Origin of the sequence: Sneathiella marina (assembly GCF_023746535.1) — a bacterium.
In the GTDB taxonomy this organism is placed as follows: domain Bacteria; phylum Pseudomonadota; class Alphaproteobacteria; order Sneathiellales; family Sneathiellaceae; genus Sneathiella; species Sneathiella marina.
Window position 1 is genome coordinate 2,980,010 of the sequence record NZ_CP098747.1, and the last position, 19,662, is coordinate 2,999,671.

A 19,662-nucleotide genomic window follows, 5' to 3' on the forward strand; every position below is an offset into this window, starting at 1 on the left:
AACACCTATGTTCACCAAATTTTTCTTTACGCTCAAAGATGCTCAGATACCGGTTACGCTGCGCGAATATATTACGTTGATTGAAGCTTTAAAAGCGGGCTGTGCCGAATATTCTGTGAATGATTTTTACTATCTATCACGCACTACTTTAGTGAAAGATGAGAAGAACCTCGACAAGTTTGACCAGGTATTTGGTCACTGCTTCAACGGGATTGAGTTTATCGCAGATGACCAAACGGTTGAAATTCCCGATGAGTGGCTCAAGAAATTGGCAGAGCTATCCCTCACCGACGAGGAAAAAGCAGAAGTTGAAGCCATGGGCGGCTGGGAAAAACTTATGGAGACCCTCCAGGAACGATTGAAGGAGCAGGAAAAGCGACATCAAGGCGGCAATAAATGGATTGGAACTGCCGGCAAATCTCCGTTTGGGGCATATGGCTATAATCCAGAAGGAATCCGCATCGGCCAAAAGGAAAGCCGCAATCGTAAAGCCGTAAAAGTTTGGGATAAGCGGGAATATAAAAATCTTGATGACAGCATTGAGCTCGGCACCCGTAATATAAAGGTGGCCATGAAGCGACTCCGGCAATTTGCCCGCGAAGGAGCGGCAGATGAACTGGACCTGGATGATACCATTCGCTCAACAGCCCGTAATGCCGGATTTCTGGATTTAAAAATGCGCCCTGAACGCCATAATACGGTCAAGGTGCTTATCCTGTTTGATATTGGCGGCTCCATGGACGACCATATTAAAGCCTGTGAAGAGCTTTTCTCAGCCGCGCGCAGTGAATTTAAGCATCTGGAATTCTATTATTTCCATAATTGCGTTTATGAAAAGCTGTGGAAAGAAAATAGCCGACGGCATTCAGCATTTATGCCTACATGGGACGTTCTTCATACCTATCCTGCCGATTATAAACTGATCATTGTAGGCGATGCGACCATGAGCCCTTATGAGATCGCCTATGCAGGGGGCAGTGTGGAGCACTGGAATGAGGAACCCGGTCAGGCCTGGATGGAACGGATGCTGAATATTTACCACAAAGCTGTTTGGCTCAATCCGGTTCCTGAAAAATATTGGGATTATACACCCTCTGTTCAGATGATGAAGCAGTTGATGACGGATCGAATGTTCCCTCTTACCATTGGCGGCCTTGAAGGGGCGATGAAAGAGTTAAATCGGTAACTCTCGTGCCTGTCACGGGCTAACCGAATAGACCATCCATTTTCCGCCGAATGGAGACGATATTTTTTGGAATTTATCGTTTTCGTCCAGGACCACATGATGCATGGGATTATTGTAAAGGAAATATATAGGCTCTTGGACCCCTACCAAATCATGCGTAATTCTCTCCGCAACCGCCCTTAATATGTTCGCATCAAAAGAATTGTAAAGATATATGATATGCGGCTCTGGGGCGAGTTGATAAGTCGCAGCATCGCCATGTACGGAATTAAGCGCCTCGGCTGCGACACTGTTCCTGCGCTTCATTTCCAGTATGTTTTTTGTCGCAACCTCGTGGAGCATCAGACTATGCTCAACACCCACGACAGACTTAAAAGGATAAGCCACAGCGGCAGCCAGAATTGCCCCTTTTCCAGACCCGTAATCAAGAAAATGATACTTTTTATAGGGAATTTTTAACCTCTCAACAACATCTCTGAATTCATACTCAGACGCCGCTTCGTACCGTGTCGCTGCTCTTTGTTTTTCTTCCGGCAAATCAAGATTTTGAACTTCAACAATCCCGCCTGTGTCCAGCCAAGTATATTCGCTGCCTTGTTCCTGGAACATGAATTTTTGCATAACCGGGAGTTGGAGTTTGGAAGCAAACCTAGCCATGATACCTAGTATTGTCGGGACAAAACCTCGATACTTGAAATTGACGAAAACCGTTCGCGCGGTCCGTAAAAACTGATTATGTTCAACTTCAAAGCCGGGAATCCGGGCGGTCCGGGTAAAGAAATAACGTACCAACTGATTACTCCACTAATTGCCGTCAACAACAAGCAAACATCACGTATGCGCAAAAGATTTGCAGTCGTCAGATTATATATTCACACTTATAACGAATTTCTTAATTTGTATTTACGTCATATCATCTTCGACAAATTGTATAGAGTTTATTAGGGGTTCCATTCTGACCAAGGCAAGTTTCTGTAGCGCTAATGACACAGTCAGGTAGTAAATAGGTGCGTGAATAGTTGCTTCTATTTCGCTATTTTGGATGAGATAAATGCCTATTAAGACTGATCCGAATACTAAATACCAAAGCCGCCCATACCGACGGAGGCGTTGGGCTTTATGGGGAAATCTTTCACTTTGCAACTCATGCTTATACCAAATCTCGAAGGCGCTTGAGAGCGTGATGATCGGTACAACTATTGTGGTTACAAGAATAAGCATTGCAATGGCTGCCTGCCCGGTTTTGAACAGCGCTACCATACCATCAATCAGAGAGTAAGAGCCGTTCAAACTGTGAAAATTCTGCACAGTGACGATGGATTGAGACAGCGCGATACCCAACAACGCTGCTGACACGAGCAACCCTACGCCTATGTACCGGTCCCGGCCCTTGGCAAACTTTGAGATTGTCTGTCTATCCGGTCGGCCGACCAATAAATTTTTCAGTGACCAGTGCATCGATATGTATCCGACCTTTCCCTCTTCACATCTGACTATATCTATTTTACCGCTTAACGGTAATCCTGTTCGAACAATATTCTGAATTTTCGAACATTTTGTCGTTATTTCTACAATTTGCTATGATACTAATTCAAACATTAAAATAGAACTTTTTCTATTAGTGACTATATTCATCCTTCGGCGTAGCGAAACCAGTCGAAGGACTCTCGTTTTCAACAAAAAAGAGTGTGAAATTATGGCATATTCTCTTGTAGATTGTAAAAATGCGTTTACTGATAGTTTAATTCGTAGTCAGAAAATTGACGATCCTTATCCTCTTTGGCAGATTGATAATGTGTTCCCTACCGAAGCAGTAGATGAATTACTGGATATAAAGACGAAACTCACAACTATGGAATATGCATTAGGTCGACGTGAGGAAAATAATGATAAACGAGGTTATTTTGACGTGGACCGGCGAAGAAATGTTCCCGCCTGCGACACCATTTCAAATCTTTTTCAAGATGCCGATACGGTACAGGCGATTGAAGAAAAATTCAGTATTGATCTCGCCGGAACATATTTGAGGATCGAGTTTTCTCAAGATAGTGACGGTTTTTGGCTGGAACCACATACGGATCTCGGTGTTAAAAAATTCACGATGTTATTGGGCCTGTCCAACGATGAGGAAGCACATTCCTGGGGCTCTTCTATTTACCGTGATAAAGATACGTTCCATCATAATACGCCATATAAAAGCAATCGGGCTTTTGTTTTTGTCCCGTCTGATAATACTTGGCATGGATTTAATGCGCGGACCATAAACGGTGTTCGAAAAGGGCTGATTATCAACTACGTCACCGAAGAATGGCGGGCACGTCACGAACTCTCTTTTCCGAGCAATCCAATTAAAAAATAAAAGGTTCGCTTGGTCTCAGAAATCCAGCTTATTGGTTTGTTTACATAAGAATTCAGCCCTTGCAACAATGTTAATCGAGCCTTCGTTTTTATCAAGAATATCAAAAAGATTACTATCGCTATCAATTCCCTTCTTCATCACCGCGTGAATTATGGTCCCTTCGCTACGCGTGCTCGCTAGCGTTGTCAGGTGAGGATGAACATGAGCGAAGCCGTCTGGATAGACTGAGATGCGAAACCTGAATCGGCAAAATCATTTTTTACGATGTCTTCAGTGTCACTCTTGACGCTTCAGACTAGAGGAAATCTCCTCAAGACTTTTACCCTTGGTTTCAGGAACGCGGAAGAAAACCGCAATAAAAGCAAATGCAGCGATGGCTGCATAGCTCCAAAAAGTTAAAGCAGGCCCCAATCTTTCCATTATGCTCAAAAAACTAAATGTAACCAACATAAAGGACGACCAAATAGCCATAGTCGTGACACTCATGGCGGGCCCTCTTACATGTTGAGGGAAAAGCTCCGCAATCAGAAGAAAGGTTACGCTAGCAGGGCCAGCTGCCCATGCTCCGGCAAGCAGCATTACACCCCCTACTGCCATCCACTTGATCAGCAGGGTTTCTCCCCCGGTTGCAAAAGCCAGCCCCAATGGAACTAATCCGGCTACCATCCCAGCATATCCCCAAAGGAGAAGCGGACGGCGACCAACCTTATCAACGAGCAGCATCGAGACAAACTGACCTATGAACAGAGCTACGCCAATTCCAACACCCGCCAGTATTTCTAAAGACACAGATTCCATACCCGCAAACCCAAAAATCGTCGGTCCATAAAAGAAAGCAATGCTTATGCCTGTCACCCGTTGGAAAATACCTATTCCAAGGCCGATGACCAGTATGGGCCTGACATCATTTCCAAGAAGCCCTGCCCAGCCCCCCGCTTGGGGTGAAACACCAGCTTGAATTCTGCCCAACTCCCCGCCAACATTATCAGTAGCGCGAAGTCGTTCCAAAGCGTCGCGGGCTTGATCAGGACGATTATTACATATACACCAGCGCGGCGTTTCCGGAAGCATCCAGACTCCGGCAGCAAAAGGTATCGCTATAAAAGCTGGAAAACCAAGCATCCATCGCCAGTTCCCTGTGGTATCAAATGCAAGTTCGACCAGATATCCACAGATGACGCCCCCCATATTTGCTAACATGTAGATGCCGATCAATTTACCGCGAAGATGGTCTGGAGAAATTTCCGCCAAATATAGTGTCCCAACTACAGAAACCATCCCGATAGCAATACCCACGACGCCCCGAGCAATCGCAATTGAAGACAAATTAGGTGCCAGTGCGGAGGCCAGGATTCCCAAAAAGAAGATAATAGCGATAATAAATAGAACCTGACGACGACCAAATCGGTCAGCAAGCGGCCCGCCTAACGCGGCCCCAATTAGGGCGCCAAACAATAAAATGCCGATAATCATTTCTTCTTGAAAAGGTGAGAGTGAAAACTCGATTTTAATGAACAAAATTGCTCCCGCAATTACCGTCGAGTTATACCCGAAGAGCAAACCACTGAGGGCAATGACACAGGTGGTAAAATAGATAAATCCAGTTGTTCGCTTCTTCATGACGCTCTTATCTCAGTACTGATACCAGTTTCGATAGTCATTATATCCGAACAGAGAGGAAAAGCATCAATACAATACGCCTGCCACTATTACCTCCAGCAAGAAACAAAATAATCAGTACTTTCCTGCCATCTCTGAAAACATTTTTGAGTAGGGTTCAATACTAGTGGAATATAGAGCTCAGGTCTTCGGCCATCGATGATAAACTGCTGGCTTGTCCACCATGTCTTCGGAGCGATTGTCTGGAAATTGACAGCCAACACTTCTTCTTGATCACGTGACGCCACAACTGGAGGATAATATCCGTTCGTAGGATCAAGGGAATAAAGCCCGCTGCTTCCGAGAAATTCCTGATCCGTTTTCACAAAGTTCGCCGCCATCAAATAAGCTTGCGCATTTTTAGCGGTCGCATACCAGATTACATTTGTATTAGAGGGGTATTTACGGGTCAGGAATCCTTTGTCGAGTTCATCGGCTATCCCATATTGACCAGTCCAGGAAACCGGTACGACAATCATATCTGCCCTCCTGACGCTAAGAACATCAGCGGCCTCCGGATACAACACCTCATCACCAATCAATAGACCAATGCGACCTATTTTCGTGTCAATTACCGGGATATCATTCCCGGCTGTGAGCCATTTTTTTTCTTTTGTATTCAGGTGCGTTTTACGATACTCGCCGACAATTTTACCCTGAGGACCGAGTATGCGGGCGGTTTTATAATATTTCTCACTGTCTTTAGTGACTGTGCTATAGACCAGATAACTGTCATGTCGATTAGCCAGAACACTGAAGTATGCATTTATTTCATCGGCTGAGTTAGCCAGCTCTTTGGCTTTTTCAGTCGATAATGGTGGACCCGTTAAAGAATATTCCGGGAACACAATCAAATTGGTGACAAGCGAGACATTCTCTTCCAGCAAAGTGTTTACTTTAGATTTATTGGCGGCCATATCATTGGCCTGTGGCGTATATTGCACCAAAAGTGCGTTGACATCATGAGATAGCCGCGACGCCATCATTGGTCTTGGTGACATGTTCAGGGTTATATCACCATAGAGTTCAGGCCGACGGTATTTTAACAATTCCTTGGCTGAGTTTTCATAAAGAGATCGATCAATATTGCCATATAATATTGTTGGATCTGCGTCGTTTGAAGCTTGCCCCTTTTGCGTACTCACGGCTGCTTGCGCGATGTTTTTTCCGAGAGGGTCCCAAATGGAGGCGCCGCCTAGATAATGCACACCGATCCCAAGTGCATCATTTTTTTCAATATTGGTCCGGTTAGTTGCAACAACAAACAGACCGTTCTGTAATGCTTGCTGCTGTACATCTGAGATTGAAATGTGAACGCCGGCCATATCAGGATCGGGGTTTAACATTCGACCTGAACTTGCAATGAACGCGAGAAGGTTTGCACCTTTTAGCGATGCAAGGCGCGTCGATTGGTAGAAATAATCATCGTAACAAATGATAATTGATATTTTACCAAGCTCGGTGTCAAAAACGGGTATTCCCAGATTTCCCTGAGCGGCCCATCCACTTTCCAACAAGAAGAGGTTGTTTTTTCGATACTTCCCGACCAGCCCGTCTGGTCCGACCAGGAAGGCAGCATTGTAGTACATCCCGGTAGCATCATCGACTTCCGGCATTCCCGCAACAATATATACCGCGTATTTCTTGGCAAGCTCTTCAAAATAAGAGGTTGTTTTTCCAGGGATTGTATCAACGAATGGAGCAATTTCAGATCGCGATCCATACAAGTAACCTGTTGTGCTCATTTCCGGAAAAAGAATAAGTTTGGCTTCACTTTCTGCGGCCTGCTTGACCAACGCTTCCATCGCCGGAAAATTTTGCTCGCGCTGTTTAAAAACGGGGTTGAATTCAATGGCTGCCACCTTAAAGGAAGGCTTCTCTGATGCAGAGGCAGGGAAAAACATACATAGAGTCAGAAGGATATAAGCACTCGCCAAGATCTTCATCATAAAATCCTTTTTTATTGAGATGGTTCAATAACAGAATAAATACTAAGTACCTTTGATGCTTTTCCACATTACCGCCGCCGCGGCAGCTAAATATATTGTTGAAAGAGCAATAGACGCGAGCATGCCCCAATAAACACCTAAAGGAACAAGCAAATAGCTCGCGGCTAAAGCGCAAATAATCAAACTACCAATACCGTATGGAAAACCTTTGATAATGCCATGGGCTTCTTCCTTCGAATAAGTCACATGAACGATTAGCAACACTGGATAGAGCGTAATGGGAAACCCTGAAAGCAGGCCTGCCCATTTTTCCCCGATCACATTTGCCAATCCTGTAATAATGAGAAGAATGGCCGTCGCAACAGCTGCGCGAATGACCAGCATGGTTGGTGTAACCTTTACCTCCTTGCGGCTTCCGGCATCATTTTTGCCAATATCCCGAAACAGGAATATTGCAATACCGGTAATTGTCACTGTTACAGCTGTCAATATCCACCTGTTCTGAGGCAACAGCCCCAGCGCCGCAGCAACAAGAAGAAAGACAGTTATTGAAATTACTGATGTCAAAACAGCATTCCAGGCCCCCAATAAACTGGAAAATTTCCAATAGACATAACAGAAGACAAGCGATGCTCCGAGCCCGCCAAGTGCGGAAAGTGACGCAGAGGACGCGAATTCCGGGCCTTGCTCAACGCCCATAAAAAACAGGCTGACCGCTATGCCAAGTGGAAGGCCTGCAAAGATACCCGCGATGCGAGGCCCAACACGCTCACTTAACCAGGAGAGACCGAGCACGATTGCTGACGTCACAACGATCTTTATAAAAATCATCATCATTGTTCAGCACCTGCTATTGAGTAGAATGGACTAATTATTTACCGCTTCCTCCATTACATTGGCCCAAACAGGCTCCATATGCCGACGCAAAATTGCTGAAAGCGCATCTCCATTACGCTCTTGCAAAACTGCGATAATTTTCTCATGTTCACTAATGGAACGTCCCCATTCTGTGTTTTTGAGATTATTTCTATACCGAGCCCTGTAGACCTGCAGATTGAGGCGCGTGTGATTTTCGATCAGTGCACTATTCTGACTTAGGCGAACGATACCTGAGTGAATATCCTGATTCAGTTTAAAATATTGAAGACGGTTATTGCGCTTTTGGGCAGCAAGCATTTCATAATGCAATGCGGTTATTTCATCGACATCAAGCTTTGTTGCAAATTTAACGGCCAACTCACCGGCAAATGCCTCCAAGACACTCAATAAAATCAACTTGTCCCGTGTCTCTTCAGGCGTAGGATTTGCAACAATGGCACCACGATTTGGGATCAACTCCACAAGGCCTTCTGCCGCAAGAATTTTAAGCCCTTCGCGAAGGGGCGTTCGGGAGACATTCAAAGCCTCCGAAACAATGCGTTCCCGGATCGGTTCACCCTGCTTAAGTTCATCTTGAACAATCATATCACGCATAAGGCTGGCAACCTGATGCACCAATGGAAGCGTGATAACTGCGCCAGCATTTGAAGCTTGTTCATTATTGGTGAATTCTTCGGAAGATTCTTGTGCTGTCGGTTCATCGGCCATGATTTCTTAGTATCATCTGTATTAAGCTGGCGTCAATATTTTTGCATACAATCAGGATGGTAAGGAGCTAACACACAGTATTTTTAGCCTAAATTCATATAAGTATATAAAAAGAAGTGAAAAAACCGTACGCACTCCCTGCTGAAGAGTTTAAATTTTGTATACAAATTTCTCCAAACTTCATATCTCAATCTTTGCTGTTGCCATAGAAAAATCATTTAAGTCGCGCGGGACTTACCGCAATCGCAGTGGAGCATGAAGAAATTACGTCCTGATAATATCCTCACGCCAATGTCATCTCTAAGTTACTTGAGCTCGCTTGCCACCGCGACTAAATATCATTCATGAAAATATTTCCTTGTAATTTGATATTATTCTGCCGATCCAAACATATCCTCGCAACTGGTGTAGATAACAAACTCGTTAGCCCTTCCCCATCGTTGAAGATCCTCTTTGCTTTGACCGGCAGTGCCTTCATGAAAGGAGCTAGAATGAGAGCTATACCGATAGCTTTTATCGTCTTGATCACTGCTGTTTTCCCTCAAGCAACTTGGGCTTACTTCGATCAATTGGATGGTTTACTCGCAACTCACGTCGAAACCAAAACTGTAGATGGCATTCGATACAATGGCGTAAATTATGGCGCCTGGGGGAAAGACCCCCGCCATACACTTGTACGGGACGATATTCTAACAACAAATCCAGCTACGTTATTATCGAAAGAAGAAAAATTGGCGTTTTGGATCAACGCCTACAATGTCCTTACAATCGATCTGATTATTCGTGAGAAAGAACCTGAAAGTATCAAGAATCTCGGCGGGCTGTTCAGCAGCCCTTGGAGTAAACACACATGGGAAATAGCTGGGCAATCCTATACACTAGACAATATTGAACACGATATCATCCGCCCTCTTGGAGAAGCCCGCATCCATTTCGCGATAAACTGTGCCGCAAAATCCTGCCCGGATTTACGCGTCGAAGCCTATCGACCGGAAAAACTCAACACACAGCTGGCTGATCAAGTCACCTTGACATTCAGCAATGGCACTAAAGGTTTTCGTAAAAGTCCGGCCCAGAATATTATTCACGTTACAAAGGTCATGGATTGGTTTGGGGAAGATTTCGACGATCGGAATCTGCATAGCTGGTTAATGCCTTATTTTCCAAGCCTGATTAATGATCAGACAGAAATAAAATTTTTCAGCTACGACTGGTCACTAAACAAATCATGACCTGATCTCGCTGCAAAAAAGAGGAATGGGAACTCATCCCTTAAACAGGCACTGGCAATAAATGAATTGAACTGATCGAATATGGGCTATCTAACAAACAAGGAAATTCACGATTTCTTACCCGCAGGAATAAGAACCGACACGCCTGAAGATTTATCAAAACCGCTCCGTACTGGTCTGCAGCAAGAAAAGTGGTTTACTGCCGCTCAAATGGCAGGAAGAAATTTCCCGATTGCTTGTGTTGCATTGGAAATTACGCAACGTTGCAATTTGGATTGCTCGCTCTGCTACCTTTCTGAAATTGCAGAAGTTGTCAAAGATGTTCCCGTTTTTGAACTAAAACGGCGCATCAAAATGATTCATGCTCATTATGGGGATTTCACGAATGTCCAGATTACCGGAGGAGATCCCACCTTACGATCAATTTCGGAGCTTGTGGAAATAGTAGAAGAGATCAAATCATACAATATGCGAAGTGCTCTCTTTACGAACGGTATAAAAGCCAGTCGGGATATGCTTGAAAGATTATCAGAAGCAGGACTAGATGATGTTGTTTTTCACGTCGACGCAACTCAAGGACGCAAGAACGGCAACACTGAAAATTTGCTAAACTCAGTCCGTCTCGAATATATCAATCGTACGGAAGGCCTACCCTTAAGGGTACTTTTCAATACCACAATCTTCGATGGAAATTTTCATTCTATTCCTGACTTAGTAGAGTTTTTCATAGATCACGCTAACAAGGTCAGTTTGGCGTCTTTTCAAATGCAGGCCGACACCGGGCGCGGGGTCTTACGGGAACGTAATGAAGACTTAATCTCCCAGCATTCAGTAATGGCGCTTATTGAAAAAGGAGCAGGAATAAAGCTCCCCTTTGATATGCCCTTAATCGGCCATCCTGATTGCAATAAGTACACTGCCCTTTTCAAAGCTGGAAATGCTCGAACACCTCTCTATGAAGACAGTGGGTTTTTTAGGCAGTTATTCTCATTGTTGTCGGAGGAAAATTTAAAAAAGAATTGGAGTGTTGGCAGTGAGATTATGTGGGAAACAATAAAAGCCTGTTTCACATCGCCTTTACTTGCCGGGCGGGCATTGGCCTATATTGTCAGGAAATGCTGGTCCTTAAAAGTTGGCTTATTAACGGGAAACAGACCACACAGAATCAGCTTTTTCATCCATAATTTCATGGACGCGGAAAAACTGGAAGCGGGTCGATGCAAATCCTGCGTTTTCATGGTGGCAACTGCAAATGGGCCCCTATCAATGTGTGTTCATAACGCCAAACGTAACACAATGATTTCGCAGCCGGTTCCAGCGATCGGTAACAATCCCGAATGGAATCCCATACCCGCCAATCTATTAAATCAGGAACCGGAATTATTTTCCGTGAAACGCTTGAAAGGGCGACTTCGTGCCGCCAGAAACAAGGAAAAAGGGCTCTAGTATGAAATCTAATCGCGCATATCGCTTCCAGTAACCAGTCCGTCGGCTGTTAGGCGCTTGTTTGGATCCATTCCCTCATTTAGGGACCAGTCATAAAAATAGCCGCCAATCCCATCCGCATTTTGCAAATATTTCTTCAAATCAGCATTTGCATATTCCCGCAAATGGCGGAGCACTGACGCTTCCGACCCTCCAAAATCCTCCAGATACCAGCTATAGATTTTGGAAACATATATTCTCCCATCCTCCATTACGGACACCCCACGCATATTATTTACATATTCCCGTGCAGCCTGCGCCATTGCGCCTTCAACATTCTCTGCTGTATATGCTTTACGGCCTAAATTTGGACAACCCGTCGCCGCGCAATTCAAAAGATAATGGATACGTGGTTCAGCAGACCATACCGGGCGTACAATTCCATGTTCTATATCATGTAAACTCAGAGATTCTCCGTTCACAATTAGGCGCTTGTCTTCCCAAGGGCCTAAGTCAAAAATGCCGTCCTTAATATTTCGAATACTCGCAACAGGGTAATGGTCCAAAATTATATCAACTGTTTTGGCATTATAAAGATTGACCCAGTATGCTAATTGAGAATTTTTAGACAGCTTCGACGAATCCGCGTTCGACAGAAGTTCAATATAATTTTTTAGTTGATTATGGTCGGCATCAGTTACTTCAGAATATGCGACCCGTACAACACCCAGTTCGTCAAGAAACGTATATGTCTCTAAAAAACCTCCCCATTCTTCATGATCTACATCATTTGCAACCCCAAAAACCTGATGTTCTTCGTCAAGCAGGTCGCTATTTGGAATTGCCAGACGTTCTAAGGAGGCGCATCCACCCAGGAATAAAATAAGTGTTGCAAGTACCAGATATCTCATTGCTCAGCTCGTTTCCATTTCCAATATTGAATGTTCTACAGAGGTCGTATTCTATCATCTCGCTCACTTGCGAAAAAATAACAGTACGGTCACAATAACTTTATCGGCTTGGCACCAAACCTGTCACATTCGACAGAGGGACACGTGAATGATGGGGAAGCTGGAGAGCGGTGTCACATTGGCTCAATACACATAAAAACCGGTATTATTGGACGAAACATAGAGTGGCAACCAGCGAGCATCAGCCCTCAAAAGATCCAATTGCAATCCGAAGCGCATCCAGAATTAATTTAAGGCTGATGGCACCGAGAATAAGCGCCATCATACGGTCCATCCAAGTTTTTGCTCGATAATAGAAATTCTGTGATTTCCTGATGGAAAAGGCAAATGCAACAATGGAATACCAAAGTGTTTCGTTGAAAAAAACAATTATCAAACATACCAGAGAAACCCAAGTTGGCGCGTGAGGCGGAATAAAGGCAAAGAAAATAGAGCCGAAAAATATGACAACTTTTGGGTTTGCAAGCTGTGTTAGAAAGCCTTGCAAGAAAGCCCTAGACAAAGTTACATTTCCGGTCTCTCGCGTCTCCCCCAAGCTCGTATCGTGAGCGTGCCGCCAGTGGGAAGCGGCGAGATAACCCAGATAACCACCACCGCAAAACTTCAACGCGGCATACAGCCACTGATCATTCTTCAACGCAACCGCAAGACCGACCATCGCTGCGGTTGCCCAAACTATGGAGCCCAGGCCCATACCGATACTTGCGGATAAGGCTGCCGCTCTCCCTGCTGACAACGCCAGTTTCGAAATGACAAGGAACGACTGACCTGGGCTAACAACAGCCAGTACCTGCACGAGAGCCAGTGTTAATAAGGGCGGGAGAAATTCCAAAACAACTCCGGGGAAGATTACCTTATGACGAGAGCTTACGGCATAATAGAAAAATTGGGGAGTTGATGCACCAACTTCCTACTGGGCATTAATTGATCAAATTCAGAAACGCATAACCAAGATCATGAGCCGTTAAATCAATTGGGCAAATTGCACGATCTTTCTGCGCGCGCTGCACGCAGTCAATTTTTATTTGATCACCGTAAGGGCTTCCTGCCCTTTTTCGATTAGATGGAGCCTGTCTACATTCAATCCAATTGTGGTCACAGAACAAGTATCGGGTCGAAAAACAAGAACATTATCATTACTTTCAGTAAATCCGACCAACGAGTTTATAACAACAAAATGGGTTACGAAAATTGCATCTTCCGTCTGGCTTTTGGCAAATTCTACGATATTGGATCGCCAGTTTTTAAGCACATTCGATTGGTCGCTCCACTGCCCTTGTAGAACTCCTGTCAACCATTGTCGGCGATCTTTAAATTCTATGCCAGCGGACGGTACTTCCGTTAATTGTGGGGCAATATCCACTGACTGGTGCCATAATTCACCAATAGGCTTGGCGGTTTCTTGGGCCCTTTGCAAGGGGCTGCTAAAAATTCTAACCGGTGCAATTGCCTCATTCAACTGCCGCGCGACAGTATCCGCCTGCGAAATCCCTTTTACGCTCAATCCCGGGTCTGCTGTACTATCCCAAGCTCCGCCGGCTTCACCATGTCGAACAAGATAAATTTTAACACCCACACTCAATCCCCTCTTCTTGATATCTTTCAAGTAACACATTCTGCTCCGCAGAAAACAAACATTTACCTTAGAATGGAAAAAAATAACGAATTCCAAAAATTCGATCACTGATCTCACCACGCCAGATATGATCAGGGTGACTCTCAGGTCGTCGAAAACCTGAGGATAAACTGCGAAGCCATCGTAAATTTATTGAGGACTTCATTTTTACACCAACAATAGTAGCGGGCGACAGTCCTGTAAATTTACTGGCGTTTGAAGGGAAAACATTAAAAAAGAGAGTTTCAGAGTATGCTTGGCAGAGCAACGGGAATTCCAATCCATTGCGATGTTCTACGTAAATTTTGCCAATCTGCGCACCGCAAGGAATTGTTGTCTAATAGGCGACGGAAATTTTCTCTTCCAGCTCAGCAGGTTCAATAGACACCGTCATGCCCTCTTGTGCGACAAAAACATTTGACCAGACTTTGCTCGCCTGTTCTGCAATATTGTCCATAAACGCATCATCATGCGAAGGGTCATGGTGAAAAATTGCCATTTGTCCCACATTTGCCGCCTGACATAACCGAATACCCTCTTGCCAGGTAGAGTGCCCCCAGCCCGCAAATTTTGGATATTCTTCATCGGTATAGGTTGAATCATAAATAACCAAATCCGCCCCCTCAATAAGATCCAGAATATCTTTATCAGGATGACCGATAACATGCTCCGTATCCGTTATGTAGCAAATGGCGCTTCCGCCATGCTCGATACGGTATCCGGTGCCACCATCCGGATGTTTCAAGGGTGCAGTTCGAACGAAAATTCCGTCCCCCAGCGAAAACGACTCGCCGGCTTTAAAGTCCGTAAAGCTCAAATTCGCAGAAAGTTCAGAAAAAGGAACGGGAAATGTCGGTTGACACATTTGAGAGGAGAGCACCTTTTTGATACCCCCACATTCACTTAAATGCCCGGCCATGATTTTTATGCTGACATCGTCCCGGTAAACTGGCCCAAAAAAGGGAAAGCCGTTTATGTGATCCCAATGAGTATGCGACTGAAGAAATAAATAGTCTTTGAGGTCGCGTTCCATCAGACAATTCCCGAGCAGGCGGACCCCCGTTCCGGCATCAAGAATTATGATACGCCCATTGACGTTCACCTCAACGCAGGAGGTATTACCGCCATATTTCATATGGTCTGCGGAAGGAGTCGCTATTGACCCACGAACACCCCAAAATTTCACATTTATACTCATCAAGCCTCGAGTCACCCCAGTCCTAGAGAAACATCATAATACCTAATTTGTTATTTACGAACGACATTTACCAAGGGTAATCGTCTTACTTTGTAATGGTCGTCACGAAAAATTGACCGTGATTGGCCAATTTTTCGATTTTTCTCTCTATCAGGATGCTTCGCGGTCCAGAATCCGTTCTGTCAGCTCTACCCAGTAATTGGCGCCAAGGGGTAAAATTTCGTCATTAAAATCGTAATTTGGGTTATGAACGTGACAACTGCCTTCACCTGACCCGTTTGCGATCATAATATAACATCCTGGACGTTCTTTCAGCATCCAGGAAAAATCCTCGGCTCCCATAACAGGCGTTACATTCTCATTGACGCCATCATTGCCAACCAATTTCGCCGCCGCTGCAATCGCCTCATCTGTTTCATCCGCGGTATTAATTGTCGGCGCATATCGCCGGTCATAAGTAAATTCTGCAGTTGCGCCATGTGCCTCGGCAATTCCGACGGCAATCTGCCGCATCCGGCTTTCAATCATATCCTGAACATCCGGATCAAAAGCGCGGGTGGTCCCGCTCATAAGTACTTCTGCCGGAATTACATTACCGGTATGGCCGCCATGAATTTGGGCAACGGTGATAACAGCCGACTGAAGCGGATCAACATTGCGGCTTACAATACTTTGCCAGGCTTGAATGATCTCAGCGGATATAACAATGGGGTCCGTCGCTAAATGCGGAAAGGCACCATGGCCTCCGTTGCCAGTTATTTTTGCTTCAAAAAAATCTGCGGACGCCATGATGGGCCCCTTGCAGACAGCAAAAGTGCCCACCTCATGGCCGGGCATATTATGCATTCCAAACACACTGTCGACAGGGAACTTCTCGAACAACCCATCACTGATCATAACGCGACCGCCCGCGACATTCTCCTCCGCCGGCTGAAAAATAAACCTGACAGTGCCATCAAAATTCTTTGATTCCGACAAATGCTTTGCCGCCCCTAGCAACATTACCGTATGGCCATCATGTCCACAGCCATGCATCTTGCCATCCACCTGCGACCGATGTTCAAATTCATTAAGTTCCTGTAAATCCAGCGCATCCATATCCGCGCGCAGCCCAATGGCGCGATTACCGGTACCACTTGTCAATGTACCGACAACCCCTGTTTTCCCCAACCCCCGGTGAACTTCCAAGCCAAAACTTTCGAGTTTTTCAGCAACAAAATCAGATGTCTCATATTCTTCAAATGCGGTTTCCGGATGTTTATGAATCCGATGGCGCCAGTCAGTCATTTCTTTATGCAGGTCTTTAAGTTCTGGAAGGATTTTCATGGATATTTTTCCTGTTTTAATCGAATTGTTGTTCTTTGCGCAAAGCCTAGCACATTGTCCTCGATTATTAAAAGCCCGCCAATAAATATGAAAACGTAATATTTCGACAAACCCACTTTCCTTCACTCCATTCATGGATTAGAAAGCGGGTCAGATTTTGGACAATCAGATTCGATCACTTGGGGACAATCAGTAATATCATGGTCAAACAAACTCTCGATAAAGATCTGGATCGAATTGGACAAATTGAGTCTCAGGGGATTTATGCAGTCAATAGCTATAAAGCCATTGCATTGGCCGGATTGTTTCTGCTTATTGTCTGGGCATTTTCCGCAAGCATCATCACGTCAGGAGAGCATTCTACACTCATCATAATTGCCGCTATTATTGGCGGCTATATGGCCCTTAATATTGGGGCAAATGATGTGGCAAACAATGTAGGACCGGCGGTCGGCTCGCGAGCGTTGACCATGACGGGAGCCCTAATTATTGCCGCCATCTTTGAGGCGGCAGGCGCCATATTAGCCGGCGGTGACGTGGTGAATACCATTAAAAAAGGGATCATTGACCCCTCTGCCATGGAAAGCAGCCAGATCTTTATTTGGGCCATGATTGCAGCACTATTCTCTGCTGCCCTATGGGTTAATATTGCGACCTGGATTGGGGCGCCGGTTTCGACAACTCATGCCGTTGTTGGTGGCGTCATGGGTGCCGGAATTGCCGCAGCAGGATTTAGCGTTGTCAGCTGGGGCACCATGAGCGCCATTGCAGCAAGCTGGGTTATCTCACCCGTTATGGGCGGGATCATAGCCGCAATATTTCTAGCGTTTATCAAATTCTACATTATCTATCAGGATGATAAAATTGCTGCAGCCAAACGCTGGGTTCCCTTGCTCGTGGCTGTCATGGCTGGCGTCTTTTCCGCATACTTGATTATGAAGGGTCTAAAGAAAATCTGGCGCCCGGATGGCCTGACGATCCTATTTGTCTCCTTGGCATTATTTGCTGGCGTTTATGCCGCGGTTAAGCCAATTGTCGCTAAGGCTGCGATCGGTATGGAAAACCGAAACAAGTCCTTACGCATTCTGTTTACGATCCCGCTTATTTGCTCTGCTGCCCTTCTGTCTTTTGCCCATGGCGCCAATGATGTTGCCAATGCTGTTGGCCCCCTTGCTGCAATTGTCAGTACATCAGCGTCCGGTGCTATTGATGCAAAGGTTGGAATCCCGCTTTGGGTTATGGCTATCGGTGCATTCGGGCTCAGTGCCGGACTGTTTCTTTTCGGACCCAAGTTGATCAAAACCGTTGGTGAACAGATCACAAAAATGAACCCTATGCGGGCCTACTGTGTCGCCCTGTCTGCCGGTATAACAGTTTTAGTTGCCTCCGCACTTGGCCTTCCTGTGAGTTCAACACATATTGCAGTCGGGGCTGTATTTGGTGTGGGATTCTTTCGGGAATGGGACACGGAACGCCGCGCAAAGAAAATACGCTCTGGCAAGCAGGCCGCAAAAATTAACCCTGAAAGCAACCTGCCGGATGAACACAACGAAACAAGTAATAACCGTCGCAAAAAGCTGGTACGCAGATCTCATTTCGTAACCATCATTGCCGCCTGGGTAATAACTGTTCCATGTGCCGCCCTCCTGGCCGGGGGGATCTTTCTTTTGATCTCTCATTTCGCATCTTAAGAGCGCTCGTCACCATTTAGCAGCATTTCAGCGTCTTTTTGAAACTGCTCATATAAGAAATTAAGAAACACGCGAATTCGGCTTGTCCCGATCAGGTCACGATGGGTAAGCAGCCACAAATCGATATTCTGATTAATCTGATCTGAAAGGAGCCGAACAACTGATTCATCTTTTGGCACCAAATAATGTGGTGCTAAAAACAACCCCATCCCGTTTTGTACCGCTTCGATCTGGGCCGCAACGGTATTGCACTGAAATTTAATATTTTCTTCTGCAACCATCTTCGACAGCGCCCTCGTCAGAGCAATATCACCCCGGTTCTGCTGCCATCCAATAAAGTCGTGATCCTTGAGATCATCTATAGACTGCGGATAACCACGGCTTTCAAGATAGCTTTTCGCCCCGTACAATCCAAAACCCGCCTTCCCGACACGCCGCCCGATTAAGTCGGATGATCTGGGATTTGCAAGCCGTAATGCCATGTCAGCTTCTCGTTTTCGCAAATCAAGGACAGAGATATCAAGAATAAGTTCGAACCGGATGTTCGGATAAAATTTCTGAAATTTGCTGATATTCGGTGTCAGCCAGTAGCTGCCAAATCCTTCCGTCGCTGAAAACCGGATCAATCCGGAAAGCGATTTATCCATCCCCCTAATCTGGCTTTCAATATCTCGAAACCCGAGTGCAGTTTCTTCTATTCTGGCCCTTATCTGCTGACCCGCTGTCGTCAGTAGATATCCATGGGAAGCCCGCTCGAACAATCGCGTTTCCAGCCTGGCTTCAAGCTCAGCAATTTGCCGGCCGACCGTCGGTTGCGATACAGAAAGTTGGCGAGCGGCAGCAGATAAGCTGCCAGATTCTGCAACTGCTAAAAAATATCTGTAAAGATCCCAAGACATCATTCATTCATTTTTGTATAGATGATATACATCAATAGCATATTTTCGTATTGATTTTAATCCCTATCTTTAAGCGATAACCTAACTATAAAACGGAATTATCATGACCCTCCAGAATGTCGATTTGGAAAAAGCACGACAGCAAATGACAGGCCTTCAACAACTTCAGGCAATGGCCGCAGGCGCAGTACCTGCTCCATCCATAGCCAGTACCCTTGATTTTACCCTTAAGGAAATTTCATATGGAAAGGCTGTCTTTGAAGGAAAACCAAGCTCCAAACATCTTAATCCAATAGGCAGTATCCATGGTGGGTATGCAGCGACTTTACTTGATTCCGCCTTGGGCTGCAGCGTTCATACAATGATGGAACCTGGGGAGAATTACACCACTGTTGATTTGAACATCAAATATCTGCGCGCCATGAAGCCCGGAATGGGCATTGTAACTGCCACGTCTGAAGTCGTTCACAAAGGCCGCAAGATCGCCACTGCAGACGCAAAATTGATTGGCGAGGACGGCAAAATATACGCGACAGGAAACACCACCTGCGCCGTTTTTTAGGCG

The 19,662-nt window shown here is 45.3% G+C and carries 18 protein-coding genes; 6 read left to right on the forward strand and 12 right to left on the reverse strand.

Annotated features, from left to right (window positions below; genetic code table 11):
* Positions 1–7 precede the first annotated feature (7 nt).
* Complete coding sequence (locus NBZ79_RS14415; RefSeq protein WP_251933243.1) at positions 8–1,186, forward strand: vWA domain-containing protein; 1,179 nt, start codon at positions 8–10, stop codon at positions 1,184–1,186.
* A 12-nt stretch (positions 1,187–1,198) separates the two neighbouring features.
* On the opposite strand, the gene NBZ79_RS14420 is transcribed toward NBZ79_RS14415, so the two are convergent.
* Together NBZ79_RS14420 and NBZ79_RS14425 are read right to left on the reverse strand one after the other, a co-directional pair.
* Positions 1,199–1,978 carry an SAM-dependent methyltransferase gene (locus tag NBZ79_RS14420; RefSeq protein WP_251933244.1) on the reverse strand — a complete coding sequence of 260 codons (780 nt, stop codon included), beginning with the start codon at positions 1,976–1,978 and terminating at the stop codon, positions 1,199–1,201.
* Positions 1,979–2,089: 111 nt separating this feature from the next.
* Positions 2,090–2,644, reverse strand: coding sequence for a paraquat-inducible protein A (locus NBZ79_RS14425; RefSeq protein WP_251933245.1), 555 nt, complete (start codon positions 2,642–2,644; stop codon positions 2,090–2,092).
* 238 nt (positions 2,645–2,882) lie between these two features.
* Between NBZ79_RS14425 and NBZ79_RS14430 the strand changes: the two genes are divergently transcribed.
* Complete coding sequence (locus NBZ79_RS14430) at positions 2,883–3,545, forward strand: hypothetical protein (RefSeq protein ID WP_251933246.1); 663 nt, start codon at positions 2,883–2,885, stop codon at positions 3,543–3,545.
* Positions 3,546–3,821: 276 nt separating this feature from the next.
* Here the strand turns inward: NBZ79_RS14430 and NBZ79_RS14435 are convergent, their stop codons facing one another.
* The 4 genes from NBZ79_RS14435 to NBZ79_RS14450 all read right to left on the reverse strand — a co-directional run bounded on the left by NBZ79_RS14435 (position 3,822) and on the right by NBZ79_RS14450 (position 8,740).
* Positions 3,822–5,165, reverse strand: coding sequence for a sugar porter family MFS transporter (locus tag NBZ79_RS14435; protein WP_251933247.1), 1,344 nt, complete (start codon positions 5,163–5,165; stop codon positions 3,822–3,824).
* Positions 5,166–5,254: 89 nt separating this feature from the next.
* A complete protein-coding gene (locus NBZ79_RS14440) occupies positions 5,255–7,153 on the reverse strand; it encodes a nitrilase-related carbon-nitrogen hydrolase (RefSeq protein WP_251933248.1) in 1,899 nt (632 codons plus the stop codon).
* A 42-nt stretch (positions 7,154–7,195) separates the two neighbouring features.
* Positions 7,196–7,990: a hypothetical protein gene (locus NBZ79_RS14445; RefSeq protein ID WP_251933249.1), complete on the reverse strand. Its 795-nt coding sequence runs from the start codon at positions 7,988–7,990 to the stop codon at positions 7,196–7,198.
* A 30-nt stretch (positions 7,991–8,020) separates the two neighbouring features.
* Positions 8,021–8,740 carry a GntR family transcriptional regulator gene (locus tag NBZ79_RS14450; protein ID WP_251933250.1) on the reverse strand — a complete coding sequence of 240 codons (720 nt, stop codon included), beginning with the start codon at positions 8,738–8,740 and terminating at the stop codon, positions 8,021–8,023.
* A 491-nt stretch (positions 8,741–9,231) separates the two neighbouring features.
* On the opposite strand from NBZ79_RS14450, the gene NBZ79_RS14455 reads away from it, so the two are divergent.
* Positions 9,232–9,972 (forward strand): DUF547 domain-containing protein, encoded by a 741-nt coding sequence (locus NBZ79_RS14455; RefSeq protein WP_251933251.1) that lies wholly within the window; start codon positions 9,232–9,234, stop codon positions 9,970–9,972.
* A gap of 81 nt (positions 9,973–10,053) precedes the next feature.
* A complete protein-coding gene (locus NBZ79_RS14460; protein WP_251933252.1) occupies positions 10,054–11,418 on the forward strand; it encodes a radical SAM protein in 1,365 nt (454 codons plus the stop codon).
* An 8-nt stretch (positions 11,419–11,426) separates the two neighbouring features.
* Here NBZ79_RS14460 and NBZ79_RS14465 read toward each other — a convergent pair whose 3' ends face one another.
* From NBZ79_RS14465 to NBZ79_RS14485, 5 genes are all read right to left on the reverse strand, one after another.
* Positions 11,427–12,308, reverse strand: a complete 882-nt coding sequence (locus NBZ79_RS14465; RefSeq protein WP_251933253.1) for a DUF547 domain-containing protein — start codon at positions 12,306–12,308, stop codon at positions 11,427–11,429.
* A 241-nt stretch (positions 12,309–12,549) separates the two neighbouring features.
* Positions 12,550–13,200, reverse strand: coding sequence for a LysE family translocator (locus NBZ79_RS14470; protein WP_251933254.1), 651 nt, complete (start codon positions 13,198–13,200; stop codon positions 12,550–12,552).
* 189 nt (positions 13,201–13,389) lie between these two features.
* A complete protein-coding gene (locus NBZ79_RS14475) occupies positions 13,390–13,944 on the reverse strand; it encodes a histidine phosphatase family protein (RefSeq protein ID WP_251933255.1) in 555 nt (184 codons plus the stop codon).
* A gap of 376 nt (positions 13,945–14,320) precedes the next feature.
* Positions 14,321–15,181: an MBL fold metallo-hydrolase gene (locus tag NBZ79_RS14480; protein WP_251933256.1), complete on the reverse strand. Its 861-nt coding sequence runs from the start codon at positions 15,179–15,181 to the stop codon at positions 14,321–14,323.
* A 150-nt stretch (positions 15,182–15,331) separates the two neighbouring features.
* Positions 15,332–16,507, reverse strand: coding sequence for a M20 aminoacylase family protein (locus NBZ79_RS14485; protein ID WP_251933257.1), 1,176 nt, complete (start codon positions 16,505–16,507; stop codon positions 15,332–15,334).
* Between the two features lie 200 nt (positions 16,508–16,707).
* Here NBZ79_RS14485 and NBZ79_RS14490 point away from each other — a divergent pair, with 200 nt between their 5' ends.
* A complete protein-coding gene (locus NBZ79_RS14490; protein ID WP_251933258.1) occupies positions 16,708–18,198 on the forward strand; it encodes an inorganic phosphate transporter in 1,491 nt (496 codons plus the stop codon).
* Here NBZ79_RS14490 and NBZ79_RS14495 read toward each other — a convergent pair.
* Entirely contained in the window at positions 18,195–19,100 is a 906-nt protein-coding gene (locus NBZ79_RS14495) for a LysR family transcriptional regulator (RefSeq protein ID WP_251933259.1), read from the reverse strand. The genes NBZ79_RS14490 and NBZ79_RS14495 overlap by 4 nt on opposite strands.
* Before the next feature lie 100 nt (positions 19,101–19,200).
* Here NBZ79_RS14495 and NBZ79_RS14500 point away from each other — a divergent pair, with 100 nt between their 5' ends.
* Positions 19,201–19,659, forward strand: a complete 459-nt coding sequence (locus NBZ79_RS14500) for a PaaI family thioesterase (RefSeq protein WP_251933260.1) — start codon at positions 19,201–19,203, stop codon at positions 19,657–19,659.
* The last annotated feature ends 3 nt before the right edge of the window (positions 19,660–19,662 follow it).

Coding starts and splice junctions, on each gene's coding strand:
- NBZ79_RS14415 (WP_251933243.1), top strand. CDS start 8: ATGTTCACCAAATTTTTCTTTACGCTCAAAGATGCTCAGATACCGGTT.
- NBZ79_RS14425 (WP_251933245.1), bottom strand. CDS start 2,644: ATGCACTGGTCACTGAAAAATTTATTGGTCGGCCGACCGGATAGACAG.
- NBZ79_RS14430 (WP_251933246.1), top strand. CDS start 2,883: ATGGCATATTCTCTTGTAGATTGTAAAAATGCGTTTACTGATAGTTTA.
- NBZ79_RS14435 (WP_251933247.1), bottom strand. CDS start 5,165: ATGAAGAAGCGAACAACTGGATTTATCTATTTTACCACCTGTGTCATT.
- NBZ79_RS14440 (WP_251933248.1), bottom strand. CDS start 7,153: ATGATGAAGATCTTGGCGAGTGCTTATATCCTTCTGACTCTATGTATG.
- NBZ79_RS14445 (WP_251933249.1), bottom strand. CDS start 7,990: ATGATGATGATTTTTATAAAGATCGTTGTGACGTCAGCAATCGTGCTC.
- NBZ79_RS14450 (WP_251933250.1), bottom strand. CDS start 8,740: ATGGCCGATGAACCGACAGCACAAGAATCTTCCGAAGAATTCACCAAT.
- NBZ79_RS14455 (WP_251933251.1), top strand. CDS start 9,232: ATGAGAGCTATACCGATAGCTTTTATCGTCTTGATCACTGCTGTTTTC.
- NBZ79_RS14460 (WP_251933252.1), top strand. CDS start 10,054: ATGGGCTATCTAACAAACAAGGAAATTCACGATTTCTTACCCGCAGGA.
- NBZ79_RS14465 (WP_251933253.1), bottom strand. CDS start 12,308: ATGAGATATCTGGTACTTGCAACACTTATTTTATTCCTGGGTGGATGC.
- NBZ79_RS14480 (WP_251933256.1), bottom strand. CDS start 15,181: ATGAGTATAAATGTGAAATTTTGGGGTGTTCGTGGGTCAATAGCGACT.
- NBZ79_RS14485 (WP_251933257.1), bottom strand. CDS start 16,507: ATGAAAATCCTTCCAGAACTTAAAGACCTGCATAAAGAAATGACTGAC.
- NBZ79_RS14490 (WP_251933258.1), top strand. CDS start 16,708: ATGGTCAAACAAACTCTCGATAAAGATCTGGATCGAATTGGACAAATT.
- NBZ79_RS14495 (WP_251933259.1), bottom strand. CDS start 19,100: ATGATGTCTTGGGATCTTTACAGATATTTTTTAGCAGTTGCAGAATCT.
- NBZ79_RS14500 (WP_251933260.1), top strand. CDS start 19,201: ATGACCCTCCAGAATGTCGATTTGGAAAAAGCACGACAGCAAATGACA.